The 16,527-nt window shown below is 64.0% G+C and carries 15 protein-coding genes; 13 read left to right on the plus strand and 2 right to left on the minus strand.

Annotated elements, in window-relative coordinates; genetic code table 11:
• Window positions 1-300 precede the first annotated feature (300 nt).
• Together XI03_RS26050 and XI03_RS26055 are read left to right on the plus strand one after the other, a co-directional pair.
• Window positions 301-1,677, plus strand: a complete 1,377-nt coding sequence (locus XI03_RS26050) for a coniferyl aldehyde dehydrogenase (protein ID WP_442869746.1) — start codon at window positions 301-303, stop codon at window positions 1,675-1,677.
• Between the two features lie 128 nt (window positions 1,678-1,805).
• Window positions 1,806-3,404, plus strand: a complete 1,599-nt coding sequence (locus tag XI03_RS26055) for a GMC family oxidoreductase (protein ID WP_271593682.1) — start codon at window positions 1,806-1,808, stop codon at window positions 3,402-3,404.
• A gap of 175 nt (window positions 3,405-3,579) precedes the next feature.
• Here XI03_RS26055 and XI03_RS26060 read toward each other — a convergent pair whose 3' ends face one another.
• Window positions 3,580-4,341 carry an SDR family oxidoreductase gene (locus tag XI03_RS26060; protein ID WP_028140629.1) on the minus strand — a complete coding sequence of 254 codons (762 nt, stop codon included), beginning with the start codon at window positions 4,339-4,341 and terminating at the stop codon, window positions 3,580-3,582.
• 111 nt (window positions 4,342-4,452) lie between these two features.
• Between XI03_RS26060 and XI03_RS26065 the strand changes: the two genes are divergently transcribed.
• Together XI03_RS26065 and XI03_RS26070 are read left to right on the plus strand one after the other, a co-directional pair.
• Entirely contained in the window at window positions 4,453-4,965 is a 513-nt protein-coding gene (locus XI03_RS26065) for a CvpA family protein (protein ID WP_028140630.1), read from the plus strand.
• A gap of 129 nt (window positions 4,966-5,094) precedes the next feature.
• A complete protein-coding gene (locus tag XI03_RS26070; RefSeq protein WP_271593683.1) occupies window positions 5,095-5,877 on the plus strand; it encodes an SDR family oxidoreductase in 783 nt (260 codons plus the stop codon).
• A gap of 177 nt (window positions 5,878-6,054) precedes the next feature.
• Here the strand turns inward: XI03_RS26070 and XI03_RS26075 are convergent, their stop codons facing one another.
• Window positions 6,055-6,531 (minus strand): DUF3775 domain-containing protein, encoded by a 477-nt coding sequence (locus XI03_RS26075; protein ID WP_028140632.1) that lies wholly within the window; start codon window positions 6,529-6,531, stop codon window positions 6,055-6,057.
• A 127-nt stretch (window positions 6,532-6,658) separates the two neighbouring features.
• Here XI03_RS26075 and XI03_RS26080 point away from each other — a divergent pair, with 127 nt between their 5' ends.
• From XI03_RS26080 to XI03_RS26120, 9 genes are all read left to right on the plus strand, one after another.
• Window positions 6,659-7,507 carry an MBL fold metallo-hydrolase gene (locus XI03_RS26080; RefSeq protein ID WP_271593684.1) on the plus strand — a complete coding sequence of 283 codons (849 nt, stop codon included), beginning with the start codon at window positions 6,659-6,661 and terminating at the stop codon, window positions 7,505-7,507.
• 241 nt (window positions 7,508-7,748) lie between these two features.
• On the plus strand, window positions 7,749-8,591 hold the full coding sequence (locus tag XI03_RS26085) for a fumarylacetoacetate hydrolase family protein (protein WP_271593685.1): 843 nt from the start codon (window positions 7,749-7,751) through the stop codon (window positions 8,589-8,591).
• Window positions 8,592-8,774: 183 nt separating this feature from the next.
• The gene (locus XI03_RS26090; protein WP_028140635.1) at window positions 8,775-9,386 is read left to right on the plus strand and encodes a glutathione S-transferase family protein; all 612 of its coding nucleotides are present in this window, start codon (window positions 8,775-8,777) and stop codon (window positions 9,384-9,386) included.
• Window positions 9,387-9,510: 124 nt separating this feature from the next.
• Window positions 9,511-10,377, plus strand: a complete 867-nt coding sequence (locus XI03_RS26095) for an MBL fold metallo-hydrolase (protein ID WP_271593686.1) — start codon at window positions 9,511-9,513, stop codon at window positions 10,375-10,377.
• A gap of 128 nt (window positions 10,378-10,505) precedes the next feature.
• A complete protein-coding gene (locus XI03_RS26100) occupies window positions 10,506-11,654 on the plus strand; it encodes an alpha/beta hydrolase (RefSeq protein ID WP_271593687.1) in 1,149 nt (382 codons plus the stop codon).
• A gap of 67 nt (window positions 11,655-11,721) precedes the next feature.
• Window positions 11,722-12,693 carry an iron exporter MbfA gene (mbfA, locus tag XI03_RS26105; protein WP_271593688.1) on the plus strand — a complete coding sequence of 324 codons (972 nt, stop codon included), beginning with the start codon at window positions 11,722-11,724 and terminating at the stop codon, window positions 12,691-12,693.
• 183 nt (window positions 12,694-12,876) lie between these two features.
• Window positions 12,877-14,349: an amidase gene (locus XI03_RS26110; protein ID WP_271593689.1), complete on the plus strand. Its 1,473-nt coding sequence runs from the start codon at window positions 12,877-12,879 to the stop codon at window positions 14,347-14,349.
• Between the two features lie 189 nt (window positions 14,350-14,538).
• Window positions 14,539-14,892 (plus strand): nuclear transport factor 2 family protein, encoded by a 354-nt coding sequence (locus tag XI03_RS26115; RefSeq protein WP_028140639.1) that lies wholly within the window; start codon window positions 14,539-14,541, stop codon window positions 14,890-14,892.
• Between the two features lie 383 nt (window positions 14,893-15,275).
• Window positions 15,276-16,526 (plus strand): hypothetical protein, encoded by a 1,251-nt coding sequence (locus XI03_RS26120; RefSeq protein WP_271593690.1) that lies wholly within the window; start codon window positions 15,276-15,278, stop codon window positions 16,524-16,526.
• Window position 16,527: the final 1 nt, after the last annotated feature.

A 16,527-nucleotide genomic window follows, 5' to 3' on the forward strand; every position in this document is an offset into this window, starting at 1 on the left:
CTTTCTCGTCCGTCCCAAAGGCTTCCTTGGAAGGCAACCCCGGGCAAAGCCCTCGGGTGCGGGGCGTATGTACCAACCCGAGCTGCCTTTGGAAAGGGCCGCGGGAACGTTTTTTTCGACTTTATGACAGCGGAAGCGACCGATTTCGGCTGCGTTCCCTGCGCTCTTGCCAGAAGTTCCACAAAGGGCCAGCTTGCGGCAACAAGAATAAGGCTGACACGCGCCCTTGAGGGAGGAACGCCCGTGGACAAATCCCTGACGAGCGCCCCGGTCGGAGCGCTGGAGGAGGCCTTCCACGCCATGGTCGCGCGGTCGCGGGACGAGCCGCCGGCCGGCCTTGCCGAGCGGCTCGACCGGCTGGCGCGGCTGCGTGCCGTGGTCGCCGACAACGAAGAGCGTTTCCGGCAGGCGATCTCGGCCGATTTCGGCCACCGCTCGGCGGTCGAGACCACCATCGCCGAGACGATGCTGGTGTTCTCCGAGATCCGGCATGCCACCAAGCACCTGAAGACCTGGATGGCGCCGCAGCGGGTCGCGACCGCGCTGCAATTCCTGCCCGCGCGCAACCGGCTGATGCCGCAGCCGCTCGGCGTCGTCGGCATCATCGCGCCCTGGAATTATCCGCTCCAGCTCACGCTCGCGCCCGCGATCGGCGCGCTCGCCGCCGGCAACCGCGTCCTGATCAAGCCGAGCGAGCTCACGCCGCACTTCGCAGGCCTGCTGAAGGAGACGGTCGCCGCGCGATTCGATGCGACCGAGCTGCTCGTCACCGGCATCGAGGGCGAGATCGCAGAGGCGTTTGCGCGCCTGCCGTTCGATCACCTCTTATTCACCGGCTCGACCCGGGTCGGGCGGCTGGTCGCGGAGGCCGCGGGGCGTAACCTGACGCCTGTTACCCTCGAGCTCGGCGGCAAGTCGCCTGCGATCATCGATGCCTCGGCCGACCTCGATGAAGCGGCCGAGCGCATCGCCTACGGCAAGCTGCTCAATGCCGGGCAGACCTGCATCGCGCCGGACTATGTGCTGGTGCCGGAGCGCTCGTTGCAGGCCTTCGCCGAGAAGGTGCGCGCCCAGATGCGGCGGATGTTCGGCACCGATCCCTCAAACAAGGACTACACCTCGATCATCTCGGACCGGCATTATGCGCGGCTCGAAGGCCTTGTCGCGGACGCGGCGCAGCGCGGCGCAAAAATCCTGCAGCCGGCGAAGGCGGACGATCCGAACTGGAAGGCGCATCGCAAATTCCCGCCGACGCTGATCGTCGGTGCGACCGAAGCGATGGCGGCGATGCAGGAGGAGATTTTTGGGCCGGTGCTCCCCATTCTCAGCTATCGCGATCCCACTGATGCCATCGCCTTCATCAACCATCGCGACCGGCCGCTGGCGCTGTACTGGTTCGGCAAGGACGGCACCGCGCGCGACGAGGTGCTGGCGCGCACCATCTCCGGCGGCGTCACAATCAACGACTGCCTGTTTCACTTCACGCAAATCAACCAGCCGATGGGCGGCGTGGGCGCATCCGGCACCGGCGCCTATCACGGCGAATGGGGCTTTCGCACGTTCAGCAAGCTGAAGCCGGTGTTCTATCGCTCCAAGTTCAACCGCCTCGCCGACCTCTATCCGCCCTATGGCGGCAAGATCGCGCGGCTGGAGAAATTGATGCGGTTCATGTCGTAGTTGCTCGTCATTCCGGGGCGACGCGAAGCGTCGAGCCCGGAATCCATATCCACCAGTCGGGGTTATGGATTCCGGGCTCGCGCCAAGGGGCGCGCCCCGGAATGACGAAGAAAATGGGGGAAGCATCAGTGACTGACACATTCGATTTCGTCGTCGTGGGCGCGGGCTCCGGCGGCTGCACGGTTGCAGGAAGGCTGTCGGAGGATGCGGCGACGTCCGTGGCGCTGCTGGATGCGGGCGGGACGAACGACAATTGGCGCATCACCACACCGTTTGGGCTTGCTCTGCCTTACAAAACGGCCAACTGGGCTTTCGATACCGTACCGCAAGTGGGATTGAACGGCCGCATCGGCTATCAGCCGCGCGGCAAGGGTCTTGGCGGCTCCTCGGCGATCAACGCCATGGTCTACATCCGCGGCCACAAATGGGACTACGACCACTGGGCTTCGCTCGGCAATGCCGGCTGGTCGTATGCGGAGGTGCTGCCTTATTTCAAGGCTTCCGAGAACAACTCCGATTTCGACGGCGAGTATCACGGCAAGGGCGGCCCGCTGTATGTCAACCGGCTGCGCTCGGACAATCCGATCCACGACGTCTTCCATCAGGCCGCACGCGAGGCGCAGTTCCGCATTCGCGAGGACTTCAATGGTGAGGATCACGAAGGGCTCGGCAGCTATCAGGTGACGCAGCACAATGGCGAACGCTGGAGCGCGGCGCGCGCCTATGTGCATCCCCACATCGGCAAGCGAGCCAATCTGCGCGTCGAGACGGGCGCACACGCCACGAAAATCCTGTTCGAGGGCGGGCGCGCCGTCGGCATCGAATATGTGCAGGGCAAGCAGACGAAGCAGCTGCGCGCGCGCCGCGAGGTGATCCTTGCTGGCGGCGCCTTCCAGTCACCGCAGATGCTGATGTTGTCGGGCATCGGCGATGGAGATGCGCTTGGCAAGCACGGCATTGGCGTCGTGCACCATCTGCCCGGCGTCGGGCGTAATCTGCAGGACCACCCGGATTTCGTGTTCGTCTACGCCTCCGACTTTCCGCACTTCGTTCATGCCTCGCTCGGACGGTTGCCGTCCCTGCTCCGTGCCATCCAGCGCTATCGCAGCGAACGACGCGGCCTGATGACCACCAATTTCGCCGAGTGTGGCGGCTTTTTGAAAACCCGGCCCGATCTCGACGTGCCTGACATCCAGCTCCACTTCGTCATCGCGATGCTCGACGACCACGGCCGCAAGAAGCACAAGGAGGCGGGCTTCTCGTGTCACGTCTGCCTGCTGCGGCCGAAGAGCCGCGGCAGCGTGTCCCTGAAGAGCGCCGATCCGCTCGCAGCGCCCTTGATCGATCCGAACTTTTTGGGCGAAGAGGAGGATCTCGAGAGGATGGTCGCGGGCTTCAAGACCACGCGCCGTCTGATGGAAACGCCGGCGCTGCGCGCGCTGCAGAAGAAGGACATGTTCACGTCCGACGTGCGAACCGACGACGACATCCGCAACATTTTGCGCGATCGCGTCGACACCGTCTATCACCCCGTTGGCACCTGCAAGATGGGGACGGATGCGCTTGCCGTGGTCGATCCGGCACTGAAGGTGCACGGCGTCGAGGCATTGCGCGTCGTCGACGCCTCGATCATGCCGACGCTGATCGGCGGCAACACCAACGCGCCGACCATCATGATCGGAGAGAAGGCGGCGGAATTGATCAGGGCGGAGATGCGGGCGAGTTAGTCGGCGCTGCCACGTCATTCTCGGTGTCGTCCCCGCGAACGCGGGGACCCATAACCACAGGGAGGAGTTGTGGCACGAGATGATAACTCCGAGTCCTCGCCAAATTTCTCCCTGTGGCTATGGGTCCCGGATCTGCGCGCGCTTGAGGTGCGCTTGTCCGGGACGACAGCCGGGCTCAATTGAGCAGGAAACCACCGTCGACCGTGATCACGCTCCCCGTCATGTACCGCGACGCCTGTGACGCCAGCAGCAGAATCGCGCCGTCGAGATCGGACTCGGCGCCGACACGGCGCTGCGGGATGCGTTTGGCCAGGCGCTCGCCGGCCGGCGTCGACCAGAAGGCGTGGTTCATCTCGGTGTCGATATAGCCGGGCGCGAGCGCGTTGATGCGGATGTTCTGGCCGGCGAGTTCCAGCGCCATCGCCTTCGTCGCCTGGATGATGCCGGCCTTGGAGATCGCGTAAGGCGACACCGCCTTCAGGACGCCGGTGCCGAGCACGGAGGCGATGTTGACGATGTTGCCTGACTGCTTGCGGGCGATCATGCGCCGCGCGACTTCCGTCGCGAGGAAATAGGCGCCCTTGAGATTTGCACCGATCACCGCGTCCCAATCCGCTTCGGTCTGCTCGGTGGCGAGTTTCTCGATGGCGATGCCGGCATTGTTGATCAGCACCGTGACGGGACCGAGCGCGGCCTCTGCTGCGTCGACGGCCCGGGCGATCGAGGCCGTGTCGGTGACGTCGAGCGCGACCGCGGCGGCGCGGCCGCCCTTGCCGCGGATCTCCTCCTCCAGGCTCTTCAGCTTGTCGGCCTGACGCGCCGCGAGCGCGACGGCTGCCCCGTGGGCGGCGAGCACCCGGGCAAATTGCCGCCCCAGCCCCTGGCTCGCGCCCGTGACGAGGATGGTTTCTTTACTGACGTCAAATAGGCCTGACATTGGCGATAGACCCTACGCTCTTGGAGCCATCAATACAGACGATTTTAGCGATCTGAAACCGGAATGATCGGTCCGGCGTTCATTCGTTCCGTCGAGGGCAGGGTTTTGCTGATGAACAATTTCGATCTCGCCGTCTACGCCGCGCTCGCCATCGCGGTCGGCTTCGGCTTCAGGACCGGCCTGCTCCGCAGCGCCATGACCATCCTCGCCTATCTCCTCGCTGCGCCGATCGCGGTCGCGCTGATGCCGTTGATCGTGCCGCAGATCGCCGGCAATCCGAATGCGCCGCTGCTGCAGAACTGGATCTGGCTGTTCGGAATCTTCGTGGTGGTCGGCATGCTGTTCGGCTATATCGGCCGCCTGGCGCTGAACGACACGATCCGCGACGCCGGCATCGGCGATCGGCTCGGCGGTGCCGCGCTCGGCGCCGTCAGGGTCGGTCTCGTCGCCACCACGCTGGTCCTGGTGTTTGACCAGATCGTGCCGGCCAACAGACAGCCGCCTTTTCTCGCCGGCTCGCATCTGCGGCCGCTGTTCTCGACGGCGGGTCAGATGGGCTTCAAGTCGCTGCCGCCTGAAGCGACCTCCGCGATAGACCGCCTCAAGCAGGAACAGCGCATCTGATCTGTCGCATTTGCATCGCTAGCGGCGAGGTGCATGCATTTTGATGCGAGCCCGTGCCTTATCAGCGACGCCGATGTTGGCTAAAGTGGGCGCCATCCAAAACCTGCCTGACATTACGGGAGTGAAACAGTGGATCTTGGGATCAAAGGTCGCCGCGCCATCGTCTGCGCATCCAGCAAGGGCCTCGGTCGTGCCTGCGCCATCTCGCTGGCGGAGGCCGGCGTCGACGTCACGCTGACCGCGCGCGGCGCCGAGGCGCTGAAGAAGACGGCGGAGGAGATCCGGAAAGCCTATCCTGATGTGAAGGTCACCGAGATCGTCGGCGACATCACGACGCCGGCGGGCCGCGAGGCCGTGCTGAAGGCCTGCCCCGAGCCCGACATCCTGATCAACAACGCCGGCGGCCCGCCGCCCGGCGATTTCCGCAACTGGACCCGTGACGACTGGATCAAGGCGATCGACGCCAACATGCTGACGCCGATCGAGTTGATCAAGGCGACCGTGGACGGCATGATGGCGCGCAAGTTCGGCCGCATCGTCAACATCACCTCGGCCGCGGTGAAGGCGCCGATCGACATCCTCGGCCTCTCCAACGGCGCGCGCGCCGGCCTCACCGGCTTCATCGCCGGCCTGTCGCGCAAGACCGTGATCAACAACGTCACCATCAACGGCCTGCTGCCCGGCCCGTTCGAGACCGACCGTCTCACCGGCACCGCAAAGGCCGAGGCTGACAAGCGCGGCGTCTCGGCCGAGCAGATCCTGACCGAGCGCGCCAAGCTCAATCCCGCCGGGCGCTTCGGCCAGCCCGACGAGTTCGGCTATGCCTGCGCCTTCCTGTGCGGCGCCAAGGCCGGCTTCATTACGGGCCAGAACATTCTGCTGGATGGCGGCGCGTTCCCGGGGACGTTGTGACCGGGCCTCTCCCTCTCCCCGTTCTTACGGGGCCGCGACGAGCTTCGCTCGCGCCGAAAGGGCTGGGGTGAGGGGCTGCTTCGGCAAACACGGTGAGAGTTGGACTCACGGAGAGTCCCCCTCACCCGATCGCTTTGCGATCGACCTCTCCCCGCAAGCGGGGCGAGGTCAGCAAGATCACCGCTGTTTCGTCGGCTCGTCTTCGTCCTGCTGACTGGGAGCGGACGAATCGGCCGTCGTGCGCTCGTCGGTCCAGTCGATGCCGAATTCGTCGAGCCCGCCTGCGAGCAGATCGCCCAGCATCGGCTCGCCGAGCAGGTAATGCACCGTTTCGCGGCGGGGGCTGCGATATTCGGTGCGCGCCTCCACCGCGCGGGCGCGCAAATCGTCCCAGTCATCGATGGTGCCGTCGCCGCGACCGAGCCAGGTCAGCGCGACGAGATCAAGCTGCTCGTCCTCGTTCAAAGCGATCATGAAGCTGCCGAGCTCTTGGACGACAGGATCGGAGCCATCATCTTCGAGGACGTCGACCGCGTCGTCATCGGTCGGGTTCGAGCCGGAATCCGGATCGGAATCCCCCTCTTTGACGTCGAATTCACGCGCCTTCTCGATGATGAAGGCGACTTTCTCCGCGGAAATCGCAAGCTCTGGCATGGCTTCCTCTTCGGCTTTTTCCTGGGGTTCCCGCGATAACGCCGCACCGCCTCAGATGATCCATTGCGCTCGATGACGGAAACGGCGCATCTTTCGGCATCAAGGCAAAAACATGGGAAGGCGGCGGATGCAGTGGAAGGTCGGCCAGGTCAAAATCACCAAGATTGTGGAGCTGGAGACGGTCGGCTCGACCCGCTTCATCCTGCCGCTCGCGAGCAACGCAGAGATCCAGAAACTTCCCTGGCTGATCCCGCATTTCGCCACCGAAGAGGGCCGGCTGAAAATGTCGATCCATTCGCTGGTGCTGGAGACGCCGTCGCGCCGCATCGTTGTCGACACCGGCCTCGGCAACGACAAGCAGGGCCGCAATGTTCCGACCTGGAACAACCGCACCACGCCGTTCCTCGCGACGATGATGGCAGCCGGTTTTGCGCCCGACAGCATCGACACTGTGCTGTGCACGCATCTTCACGTCGATCATGTCGGCTGGAATACGCGGCTGGTCGACGGCCGATGGGTGCCGACCTTTGCCAAGGCACGCTATGTCTTCGGCAAGACCGAATACGAGCATTGGCGGGAACATTCGACCGAGCCGGACAAGCGAGCCGTGTTCGAGGATTCCGTGCAGCCGATCGTCGACGCCGGCCGGGCCGATCTGATTCCGAGCGATCACCAGCTGTGCGAGGAGATCAGCATGATCCCGACCCCCGGCCACAGTCCCGGCCATATGAGCATTCTCATCCGATCGGACGGCGAACAGGGCCTGCTCACGGGTGACGTCGCCCATCACCCCTGCCAGATGGCGCATCTCGACTGGTCCTCGACCGCGGATTCCGACCAGAGCCAATCCGCAAAGACACGGCGCGAATTGTTCGGCCGCTTTGCCGACACGCCGACCTTGGTGATCGGCGGCCATTTCTCGGCCGGGCATATCAGGCGGGATGGAGAGGCGTTCAGGTTTGTGGCGCTGGCCTAGGTCTCGTGCCCCGGATGCTGCGCAGCACGAAGTGATGCGCTGCTAAGCCGGGGCCCATGTATCTGGATCCCGGCTCTGCGTCGCGTCATTTCATGCCGCGCCGCGTCCGGGACACGAGAGCGCCGTCCGCCCATCGAATCCAGAGGGCTGCAATGCGCCCCGCTCTGGGCGGTTGAATTTCCCCTCGCCCTGTTCCATGAAGCTGCTTAACCGATCGGTCCATTCCTAGGGAGAAACGAGAATGAAGCTTGTTCGTTATGGCGAGAAGGGTGCGGAAAAGCCCGGCCTGATCGACAAATCCGGCCAGTTGCGCGACCTGTCGGCGCATCTGAAGGACTTCACGGGCGAGGCCTATTCGCCCGAGAGCCTGAAGAAGCTGGCAGGCCTGGATCCCGCCTCGCTCCCGGCGGTCTCCGGCAAGCCGCGGTTCGGCGCGCCCGTCACCGGCATCTCGAAATTCGTCGCGATCGGCCTCAACTACTCCGACCATGCCAAGGAGACCGGCGCCGATATCCCGAGCGAGCCGATCATCTTCATGAAGGCCAACACGTCGCTGTCCGGCCCGAACGATGCGGTCGAAAAGCCGCGCGGCTCGACCAAGCTCGACTGGGAAGTCGAGATCGCCGCGATCATCGGCACCCGTGCGAAATATGTCTCGGAAGCCGACGCGCTGAACTACGTCGCCGGCTACTGCGTCTGCAACGACGTCTCCGAGCGCGCCTTCCAGATCGAGCGCCTGGGCCAGTGGACCAAGGGCAAGTCGCATGACACGTTCGGCCCGCTCGGGCCGTGGCTTGCAACCAAGGACGAGATCAAGGACGTGCAGAACCTGTCGATGTGGCTGGACGTCAACGGCCAGCGCCGCCAGACCGGTTCGACCAAGACCATGATCTTCTCCATGGCCAAGTGCATCTCCTATGTCTCGCAGTTCATGACGCTGCTGCCCGGCGACGTCATCACGACAGGCACCCCGCCCGGCGTCGGCCTTGGCATGAAGCCGCCGACCTTCCTCAATGTCGGCGACGTCGTCAGCCTCGGCATCGAAGGTCTCGGCGAGCAGCGCCAGGATATCGTGGCGGCGTAAGCCGTGCCCTCATCCTGAGGAGCGCGCAACGCGCGCGTCTCGAAGGATGCGCCACAAGCACAGTCGCCCGACGTTCGCGCCGGGTGAAGAGCGACCGTCCCTCGTTGTCCATCCTTCGAGACGCGCGCCAAGGGGCGCGCTCCTCAGGATGAGGACTGTGTGTCTGGATAGAGGTTATTTCCAATGAAACTCACCTTCTCCCCCGCCTCGCCCTTCGCCCGCAAGGTGCGCATCGCCGCGATCGAGCTCGGGCTGATCGACAAGATCGAGCTCGTGCCCGCAAGCGTCGCGCCGGGCACGGCCAATGAGGACTATTCGAAGATCACGCCGCTGAAGAAGCTGCCGGTGCTGATCACCAATGACGGCGACGTCATTTTGGATTCCTACGTCATCGTTGAATATCTCAACGAGACCGCCGGCGGCGCCCTGATCCCCGGTTACGGTCCCGCGCGCTGGAAGGCCAAGACCAATCATTCCCTGATCAACGGCATGCTCGATTCCATGCTGCTGTGCCGCTACGAGAAGATGGTGCGGCCGCAGGGCCTGCAATGGCAGGCCTGGTCGGACGACCATTGGAACCGGGCGTGGACCGGCATGGCGCGGTTCGAGAACATGCCTGAGGTGCTGAACGGCCCGTTCGACATCTCGCAGATCGGCCTCGTTTGCGTGCTCGGCTATGCCGACTTCCGCTTCGCCGATTGCGGCTGGCGCAAGGCCTATCCGAAGCTCGACGCCTTCCATCAGAAGATGCTGGAGCGGCCCTCGGTCAAGATCTCTGTGCCGCCGGCCGCCTAAAGCGCGATGAAGATCATCGCGCTTTAGGGTTGTTGTTTGAGCATGATCTTGTCGGAAAACCGCTGAACACTTTGCGCTATCGCGGCCCTCCGGGTCCGGATCATGCTGTAAACGCGGAGTTCTCATGAGCCTGAAGTTCTCGGTCGGCGATCTCACCATCCATCGAATCATCGAGCAGGAGACCTCGTTCGTCCCGGCGCTGGAGATGCTGCCGGGATTGACGGCCGAGGTACTGGCCGAGAACCGGGCATGGATGCGGCAAGCCAGGGCGCTGGATGACCAGGACGTGCTGCTCCTGTGCTTCCAGTCCTACGTGGTGAAGACGCCGCATCACACCATCCTGGTCGACAGCTGCATCGGCAACGACAAGCCGCGGCCTCGGCCGAAATGGAACATGAAGACCGACGACACCTATCTGCGCGGGCTGGGCGCCGCCGGCTTTGCGGTCGAGGACATCGACTTCGTGATGTGCACGCATCTGCATGTCGATCACGTCGGCTGGAACACGCGGCTGGAGAACGGCCGCTGGGTGCCGACCTTCCCAAAGGCGCGCTACGTCTTCGCCAGGCAGGAATTCGACCACTGGACCGAGCAGAACGCGAAGGCGCAGGTGGCCCCCTTCGCCGACAGCGTGCTGCCGGTGGTTGAGGCCGGACGCCACGAGCTCGTCGGCAATGATCATGAGATCGGCGATCACGTCCGCATCCTGCCGACGCCGGGCCACACGCCGGGGCATATCGCCGTCACGATGGGCCGCGGCAAGGACGATGCCGTGTTCTCCGGCGATCTCATGCACTCGCCGCTGCAGACGCTCTATCCGGAGCTGTCGATCAAGTTCGACGTCGATCCAGCCGCGGCAGCGAAAACGCGGCGCGGCTTCCTGGAGCGCTATTGCGACACCGACACGCTGTGCTGCACCGCGCATTTCCCGTCGCCCTCGGTGGGGAAGATCCGGCGCAAGGGCAATGCGTTCGTGTGTGAGTCCATCTAGCGAGATGCCGTAGGGTTGGCGAAGCAAAGCGTGCCCACCATGCCAGACGCGTCGCGGAAAGATGGTGGGCACGGCGCGCGATGCGCGCCTTTGCCCACCCTACGATTCCACCCGAGTGGAGAGACACGATGACCGCACTCCCTGACATCCCCCTGCCCGCCGGAATCCGCTCGCGTTATGTCGACGGCATCAACGGCTTGCGCATGCATGTGCTGGAGGCTGGCTTCGAGACCACGGGGCGGCCATGCCTCCTCTTGCTGCACGGCTTTCCCGAGCTCGCCTTCTCCTGGCGCAAGGTGATGCCGACGCTGGCTGCGGCCGGGTATCACGTGATTGCGCCGGACCAGCGCGGCTATGGCCGCACGACGGGATGGACTGCGGATTACGACGGCGACCTTGCGCCGTTCTCACTCCTCAATCTCGTGCGCGATGCACTCGCCCTGGTGTCGGCGTTCGGCTATAGGCAAGTCGATCTGGCCGGGCATGATTTCGGCAGCCCGGTCGCGGCCTGGTGCGCGCTGATCCGGCCCGACGTGTTTCGTTCGGTGACGATGATGAGCGCGCCGTTCGGCGGACCGCCGGCGCTGCCGTTTGGTACGGTCGATGCTCCGGCAAAGCCTGCGGTGGAGGACCCCGTGCATCGCGAGCTCGCCGCGCTGCCGCGGCCGCGCAAACATTATCAATGGTATTATGCGACACGCCCGGCCAATGCCGACATGCAGCACGCGCCGCAGGGCGTGCATGATTTCCTGCGCGCCTATTATCATCACAAGAGCGCGGACTGGACCGACAACAAGCCTTATCCGTTGGCGTCGTGGTCGGCGGACGAACTCGCAAAGCTGCCAACCTATTACGTGATGGATCTGAACGAGACCATGGCGGAGACGGTCGCCAAGGAGATGCCTTCGCCCGCCGCGATCGCCGCCAACCAATGGCTGCCGGACAGCGACCTCGCCTATTACAGCGCCGAATATGGCCGCACCGGATTCCAGGGCGGGCTGCAATGGTATCGCTACGGCACATCGGGCATGCTCAACAGAGAGATGCAGCTGTTTGCAGCACGCAGCATCGACGTGCCCTCATGCTTCATCTCGGGCAAGCAGGATTGGGGCACTTACCAGCGTCCGGGCGTGTTCGAGGCGATGCAGGGGCGCGGCTGCACAAGGATGCTCGGCTGCCATCTCGTCGACGGCGCCGGCCATTGGGTGCAGCAGGAGCAACCCGCCGAGGTGAGCCGGCTGCTGCTCGACTTCTTGGCCAAAGCCGGCACGGCCTGATTTGACCCGGGAACTCCGGCCCTCTATATAGTTTAGAATAGTTCTAAACTAGTGATGTAGGGCCGCCGTGAAGAATTTTGCCGACCTGACCGAGCGCGAGGTGCTTGCGGTCGCGATCTCCTCCGAGGAGGAGGACAGCCGCATCTACATGACCTTCGCCGAGGACCTTCGCGAGCGTTACCCGGACACGGCAAAAATCTTCGAGGAGATGGCCGAGGAGGAGCGCGGCCACCGGCACATGTTGCTGGAATTGTACGAGCAGCGCTTCGGCAAGCATCTGCCGCCGATCCGGCGCGAGGACGTCAAGGGATTCCTGCGCCGCCGCCCGGTCTGGCTGACCAAGAACCTGTCGCTCGACGCCATCCGCAGGGAAGTCGAGACAATGGAGATGCAGGCGGAGCGCTTCTACGTGAAGGCCGCCGAACAGGCCCAGGACGTCGGCGTGCGCCGCCTGCTCGGCGATCTCGCCGAAGCCGAGAAAAGTCACGAGGAGACCGCCGCAAAGCTGACGGGCGAGATCCTGAATTCCGACGTCCGCGCCGAGGAGGATCGCACCAATCGCCGCATGTTCGTGTTGCAGTACGTGCAGCCGGGCCTTGCCGGATTGATGGACGGATCGGTCTCGACGCTGGCGCCGCTGTTTGCCGCGGCCTTCGCCACCCACCAGAACTGGCAGACGTTTCTTGTGGGCCTCGCCGCATCGATCGGCGCCGGCATCAGCATGGGTTTTGCGGAGGCGCTGTCCGACGACGGATCGCTCACCGGGCGCGGCTCGCCCTGGCTGCGCGGCGTCACCTGCGGCGCGATGACCACGCTCGGCGGCCTCGGCCACACCGCGCCCTATCTGGTGCCGGATCATTGGGCCAACGCGTTCTGGATCGCAACGGCGATCGCCTGCGTCGTCGTGTTCTTCGAATTGTGGGCGATCGCCTTCATTCGCTCCCGCTATATGGACACGCCGTTCCTCCAGGCCGTATTCCAGATCGTGCTCGGCGGCGCGATCGTGCTCGCGGTGGGCGTGTTGATCGGGGCGGCGTAGTGGCCTCACATTCGCTGTCATTGCCCGCCCCTGTGCGCAATTGCGGACTAGGCGGGCGATGACGGCGAATTCCTGAACTCCTTCCGTTCCGTCTCGCCGGCACATCAATCGCGATCAAACAGTCGTTGCAGCATTCGGGCAAACTGCGCATCATCCTCCGACAACGAGAGCAGGAGAAGCGCCGTGGCCAGATCGGAATGGAGTTTCAAGAGCGCGGTCGAACTTTCGGCCGCATTGACCGCAAAGAAGGTCTCCGCGGTCGAGCTTACCCAGGATGCCATCGACCGCATCGAGCGTCACGACGGCAAGGTCAACGCGATCTGCGTGCGGGATTTTGATCGCGCCCGCAGTGCGGCACGCGAGGCGGATGTGGCGCTGGCGCGCGGCGAAAGAAAACCGCTGCTCGGAATTCCGGTGACGGTGAAAGAATCCTTCAACATCGCGGGCCTGCCCACAACTTGGGGCTGGACGCCGCAAAAGGATTTCAAGCCGACCGAGGACGCGCTGTCGATCTCCCGGGTGAAGAACGCGGGCGGCGTCATTCTCGGCAAGACCAACGTTCCCGTGGGCTTGGGGGACTGGCAGAGCTACAACGACATCTACGGCACGACGAACAATCCATACGATCTCGGCCGCACGCCCGGCGGCTCATCAGGCGGCTCGTCGGCAGCGCTGGCGGCCGGCTACGGACCGCTCTCGCTCGGATCCGACATCGGCGGCTCGCTGCGCGTGCCGGCATTCCATTGCGGCGTCTATGCGCACAAGCCGACATACAATCTCTGTCCGACGCGCGGCCATACGCCGCCGCCATTTCCTGCGGTCCCGATGGAACGCGATATGGCGGTGATCGGCCCGATGGCCCGGAGTGCGGCCGATCTGACGCTGCTGCTGGACGTGATGGCCGGTCCCGATCCGGTCGACCTCGGCATCGGATACAAGCTGGCGCTGCCGGACGCACGCCACGACAGGCTGAAGGATTTCCGCCTGCTCGTGATCGACAGCCATCCGTTGCTGCCTGCGAATTCCGACATTCGCGGCGCGATCGAGACGCTGGCAGGGCGATTGACGGGCGCCGGCGCGAGCGTCGCGCGCGAAAGCCCGCTGTTTCCGGACTTCAAGGAAGCCTCGCGCCTCTACATGCGCATGTTGATGGGCTTCCTGGGCGCGTTCTTTCCGCCGGACATTCTCGCCGGCGCGCGGGCCGGTGCGGCGCATCTCTCACCCGAGGACAAGAGCCTCGCGGCCGAGCGGCTGCGCGGCATGACCTCCAGCCATCAGGCCTGGGTGTTCGACGAAGGCGCGCGCGCCGGGCTGCGCGCGCAGTGGCGGCACTTGTTCAGGACATTCGATGCGGTGATCTGCCCGATCATGCCGACTCCCGCCTATCCGCATGATCATTCGCCGGAGCAGGAGAAGCGCCGAATCAATATCGACGGCAAGGACCATGTTTATCCGGACCAGCTTGCCTGGCCCGGCATCGCCACGCTGACGGGCTTGCCGGCCACGGCCGTTCCGCTCGGCCTGTCGAAGGACGGGCTGCCGGTCGGCGTCCAGATCATCGGCCCCTTCCTCGAAGACCGTACGCCGCTCAGGCTCGCTGAACTGATCGAGCGTGAGTTCGGCGGGTTCCAGCCGCCGCCATTATTCAATGATTAGTTCTTCCCGTCATCGCGAGCGAAGCGAAGCAATTCAGAATTTTTCGAAGTGACAGTCTGGATTGCTTCGTCGCCAGCGCAAAAATTGCTTCGCAATTTTGTCGCGGGCTCCTCGCAATGACGGAGGACGACAACGTCGCGATTCCGGGCTCGCGCGTCGCGCGCCCCGGAATGACGGAAAGGAAGCACCATGAGCCAGGACCTCGATCAACTGACCGCCCTCAACCGTGACTACGTTGCCTCCGTGCAGAACTGCGACGTCAAGCGTTTCGACGAAATCCTGGCGACGGAGTTTTATTGCTCCAATCCCGACAAGACGCTGGTCGACCGTGCCGCCTTCCTGGAGCAGACCGCGCGGCCGATCACGATCCGGAACTTGAAAGAGCGCGACGTCATCATCCGCATCATGGGCGACTTCGCCGTCATCCACGCCGCGACGAGCTACACCACGGCGGATGGCCAGCAGGCGACGGGGCGCTACACCGATTGCTGGGCAAAGCAAAATGGCAAGTGGCTCGCGGTGTCGGCACACGTGTCGCGGTGAGGCCGCACGCTGCCTTTCCCCCTCGGGCCGCAGGGCATTCGACGACTGCGATAAAGAGATCGCTAACCAAACAATCTTTTCCCGAGCAATGGGCAAACCGCTGATCTGACATTTATCCAGCTGGCAATCGTTCGCCCGTCAAAATCGCAAGTGACGAGAGGTCCCCTCAGGGCATCGATCTCGAGCATGTCACGAGGACACGCTGCGAAGCTCGGAGTGTCTCCCCGGCGAGGGTACCGCTCAAATCCGGCGAGAGTGATTGCGTGACAAACGACACAATCGAGATAGGCGCGCTCCGCGACCCCTATCATCGCGTCAATCGAGATGAGACGCGGCTCGAGAGATGGCGCACTCCGATTGCGGTAGCGGTCGGGTGCGGGCTCATGGGCATCGTGCTCCGTTACCTCGCGCGGGAACACGCGACCGCCGACGCCGCCGAGTACATCACCTGGTATACCTTCGCGCGAGATCACGGCATTGCCGGGCTGGCCGAGGCTTTCACCAACTACACGCCGTTCTACAGCTACCTTCTGCTGATCGCCGCCCGATTTGATGGGCTGGGCCAGCCGCTCTCCCTCGTGAAGATGATCTCGGCCATATTCGAGCTCGGCTGCGCGATCGTTGTGGCCCGGATGGTCTGGCGAGTTACAGGCGTTCCGTTGCGCGCATCCCTGGCCTTCTGCGCGGTGTGGCTTGCGCCGACGGTGCTCTTCAACGGCGCAATGTGGGGACAGGCCGATTCGATCTGGACCTTCTTCGCGCTGATTTCCGTGGCGATGTTCATGCGGGACCGAAACGGGGTTTTGCCATTCGCAGTGGCCTGCTCGGTGAAGGCCCAGGGCGTCTTCCTGGGGCCGTTCGTGCTGGGCATGATCCTGCGCCGCAAGATCCACGTGGCATGGCTTGCAGCCATTCCGGCAGCCTATGCGATCCTCGCCATTCCGGTTCTCGTCGCTGGCAGATCCCTGGTCTCCGTCCTCGGGATCTATCTCGGCCAGGCCAACTCATTTCATCACCTGACCATGAATGCAGCGAACATCTGGGTGTTCGCAGGAGGAACGCCGTACGCAGTCGGAGTCGCCGCCGGCCTCGTGCTCGCGGCGGCGAGCGGGCTCGCCCTATCGATCTTCATCGCACAGTCCAGGCGGACGGGGCCGGAGTTCATTCTACTGGTCGCGTGCGTATCGCTCATCCTCATGCCGTACCTGCTTCCGAAGATGCACGAGCGCTATTTCTACGGCTTCGAGCTTGCGGCGATCGCCCTGGCCTGCCTCAATCTGCGTTATCTGCCGTTCGCGGTGATTGCCCAGGTCGATGGCGTGTTATCCTACCTCGCATTCGAGAGCGAGATCGTCATGGGTCTGTTGCCGGCGGCGCTCTGCAACACCTTTCTGGTGTTCTACCTCGTGCTCGATCTCCGGCATGGCGAACGTGGATTTCGCTTTCCGAGGTTTGCCTGGCTTGGCTTCACCGTGTCGACTGCGGGATTGTTCTCCTATTTGCTGTTCGCGGGTCCCGGCCTGAACGTATCCGTCGCGTATATGCTCGTCGCCGGACTTGCCACGGCCATGACGCTGCTCCTCGTGAAGGAGCAGCGTTGCGCCTCAGCCGACAGTCCGGCCGCATCGCGTTGAT

This window comes from Bradyrhizobium sp. CCBAU 65884 (genome assembly GCF_028128835.1).
Taxonomy (GTDB): domain Bacteria; phylum Pseudomonadota; class Alphaproteobacteria; order Rhizobiales; family Xanthobacteraceae; genus Bradyrhizobium; species Bradyrhizobium ottawaense.

What these genes read in the sequence shown, in the direction of transcription:
- XI03_RS26115 (WP_028140639.1), top strand. Translation starts at nt 14,539, where the DNA reads ATGAGCCAGGACCTCGATCAACTGACCGCCCTCAACCGTGACTACGTT.
- XI03_RS26120 (WP_271593690.1), top strand. Translation starts at nt 15,276, where the DNA reads ATGGGCATCGTGCTCCGTTACCTCGCGCGGGAACACGCGACCGCCGAC.
- XI03_RS26060 (WP_028140629.1), bottom strand. Translation starts at nt 4,341, where the DNA reads ATGTCAGGCCTATTTGACGTCAGTAAAGAAACCATCCTCGTCACGGGC.
- XI03_RS26075 (WP_028140632.1), bottom strand. Translation starts at nt 6,531, where the DNA reads ATGCCAGAGCTTGCGATTTCCGCGGAGAAAGTCGCCTTCATCATCGAG.
- XI03_RS26080 (WP_271593684.1), top strand. Translation starts at nt 6,659, where the DNA reads ATGCAGTGGAAGGTCGGCCAGGTCAAAATCACCAAGATTGTGGAGCTG.
- XI03_RS26065 (WP_028140630.1), top strand. Translation starts at nt 4,453, where the DNA reads ATGAACAATTTCGATCTCGCCGTCTACGCCGCGCTCGCCATCGCGGTC.
- XI03_RS26100 (WP_271593687.1), top strand. Translation starts at nt 10,506, where the DNA reads ATGACCGCACTCCCTGACATCCCCCTGCCCGCCGGAATCCGCTCGCGT.
- XI03_RS26095 (WP_271593686.1), top strand. Translation starts at nt 9,511, where the DNA reads ATGAGCCTGAAGTTCTCGGTCGGCGATCTCACCATCCATCGAATCATC.
- XI03_RS26090 (WP_028140635.1), top strand. Translation starts at nt 8,775, where the DNA reads ATGAAACTCACCTTCTCCCCCGCCTCGCCCTTCGCCCGCAAGGTGCGC.
- XI03_RS26085 (WP_271593685.1), top strand. Translation starts at nt 7,749, where the DNA reads ATGAAGCTTGTTCGTTATGGCGAGAAGGGTGCGGAAAAGCCCGGCCTG.
- XI03_RS26050 (WP_442869746.1), top strand. Translation starts at nt 301, where the DNA reads ATGGTCGCGCGGTCGCGGGACGAGCCGCCGGCCGGCCTTGCCGAGCGG.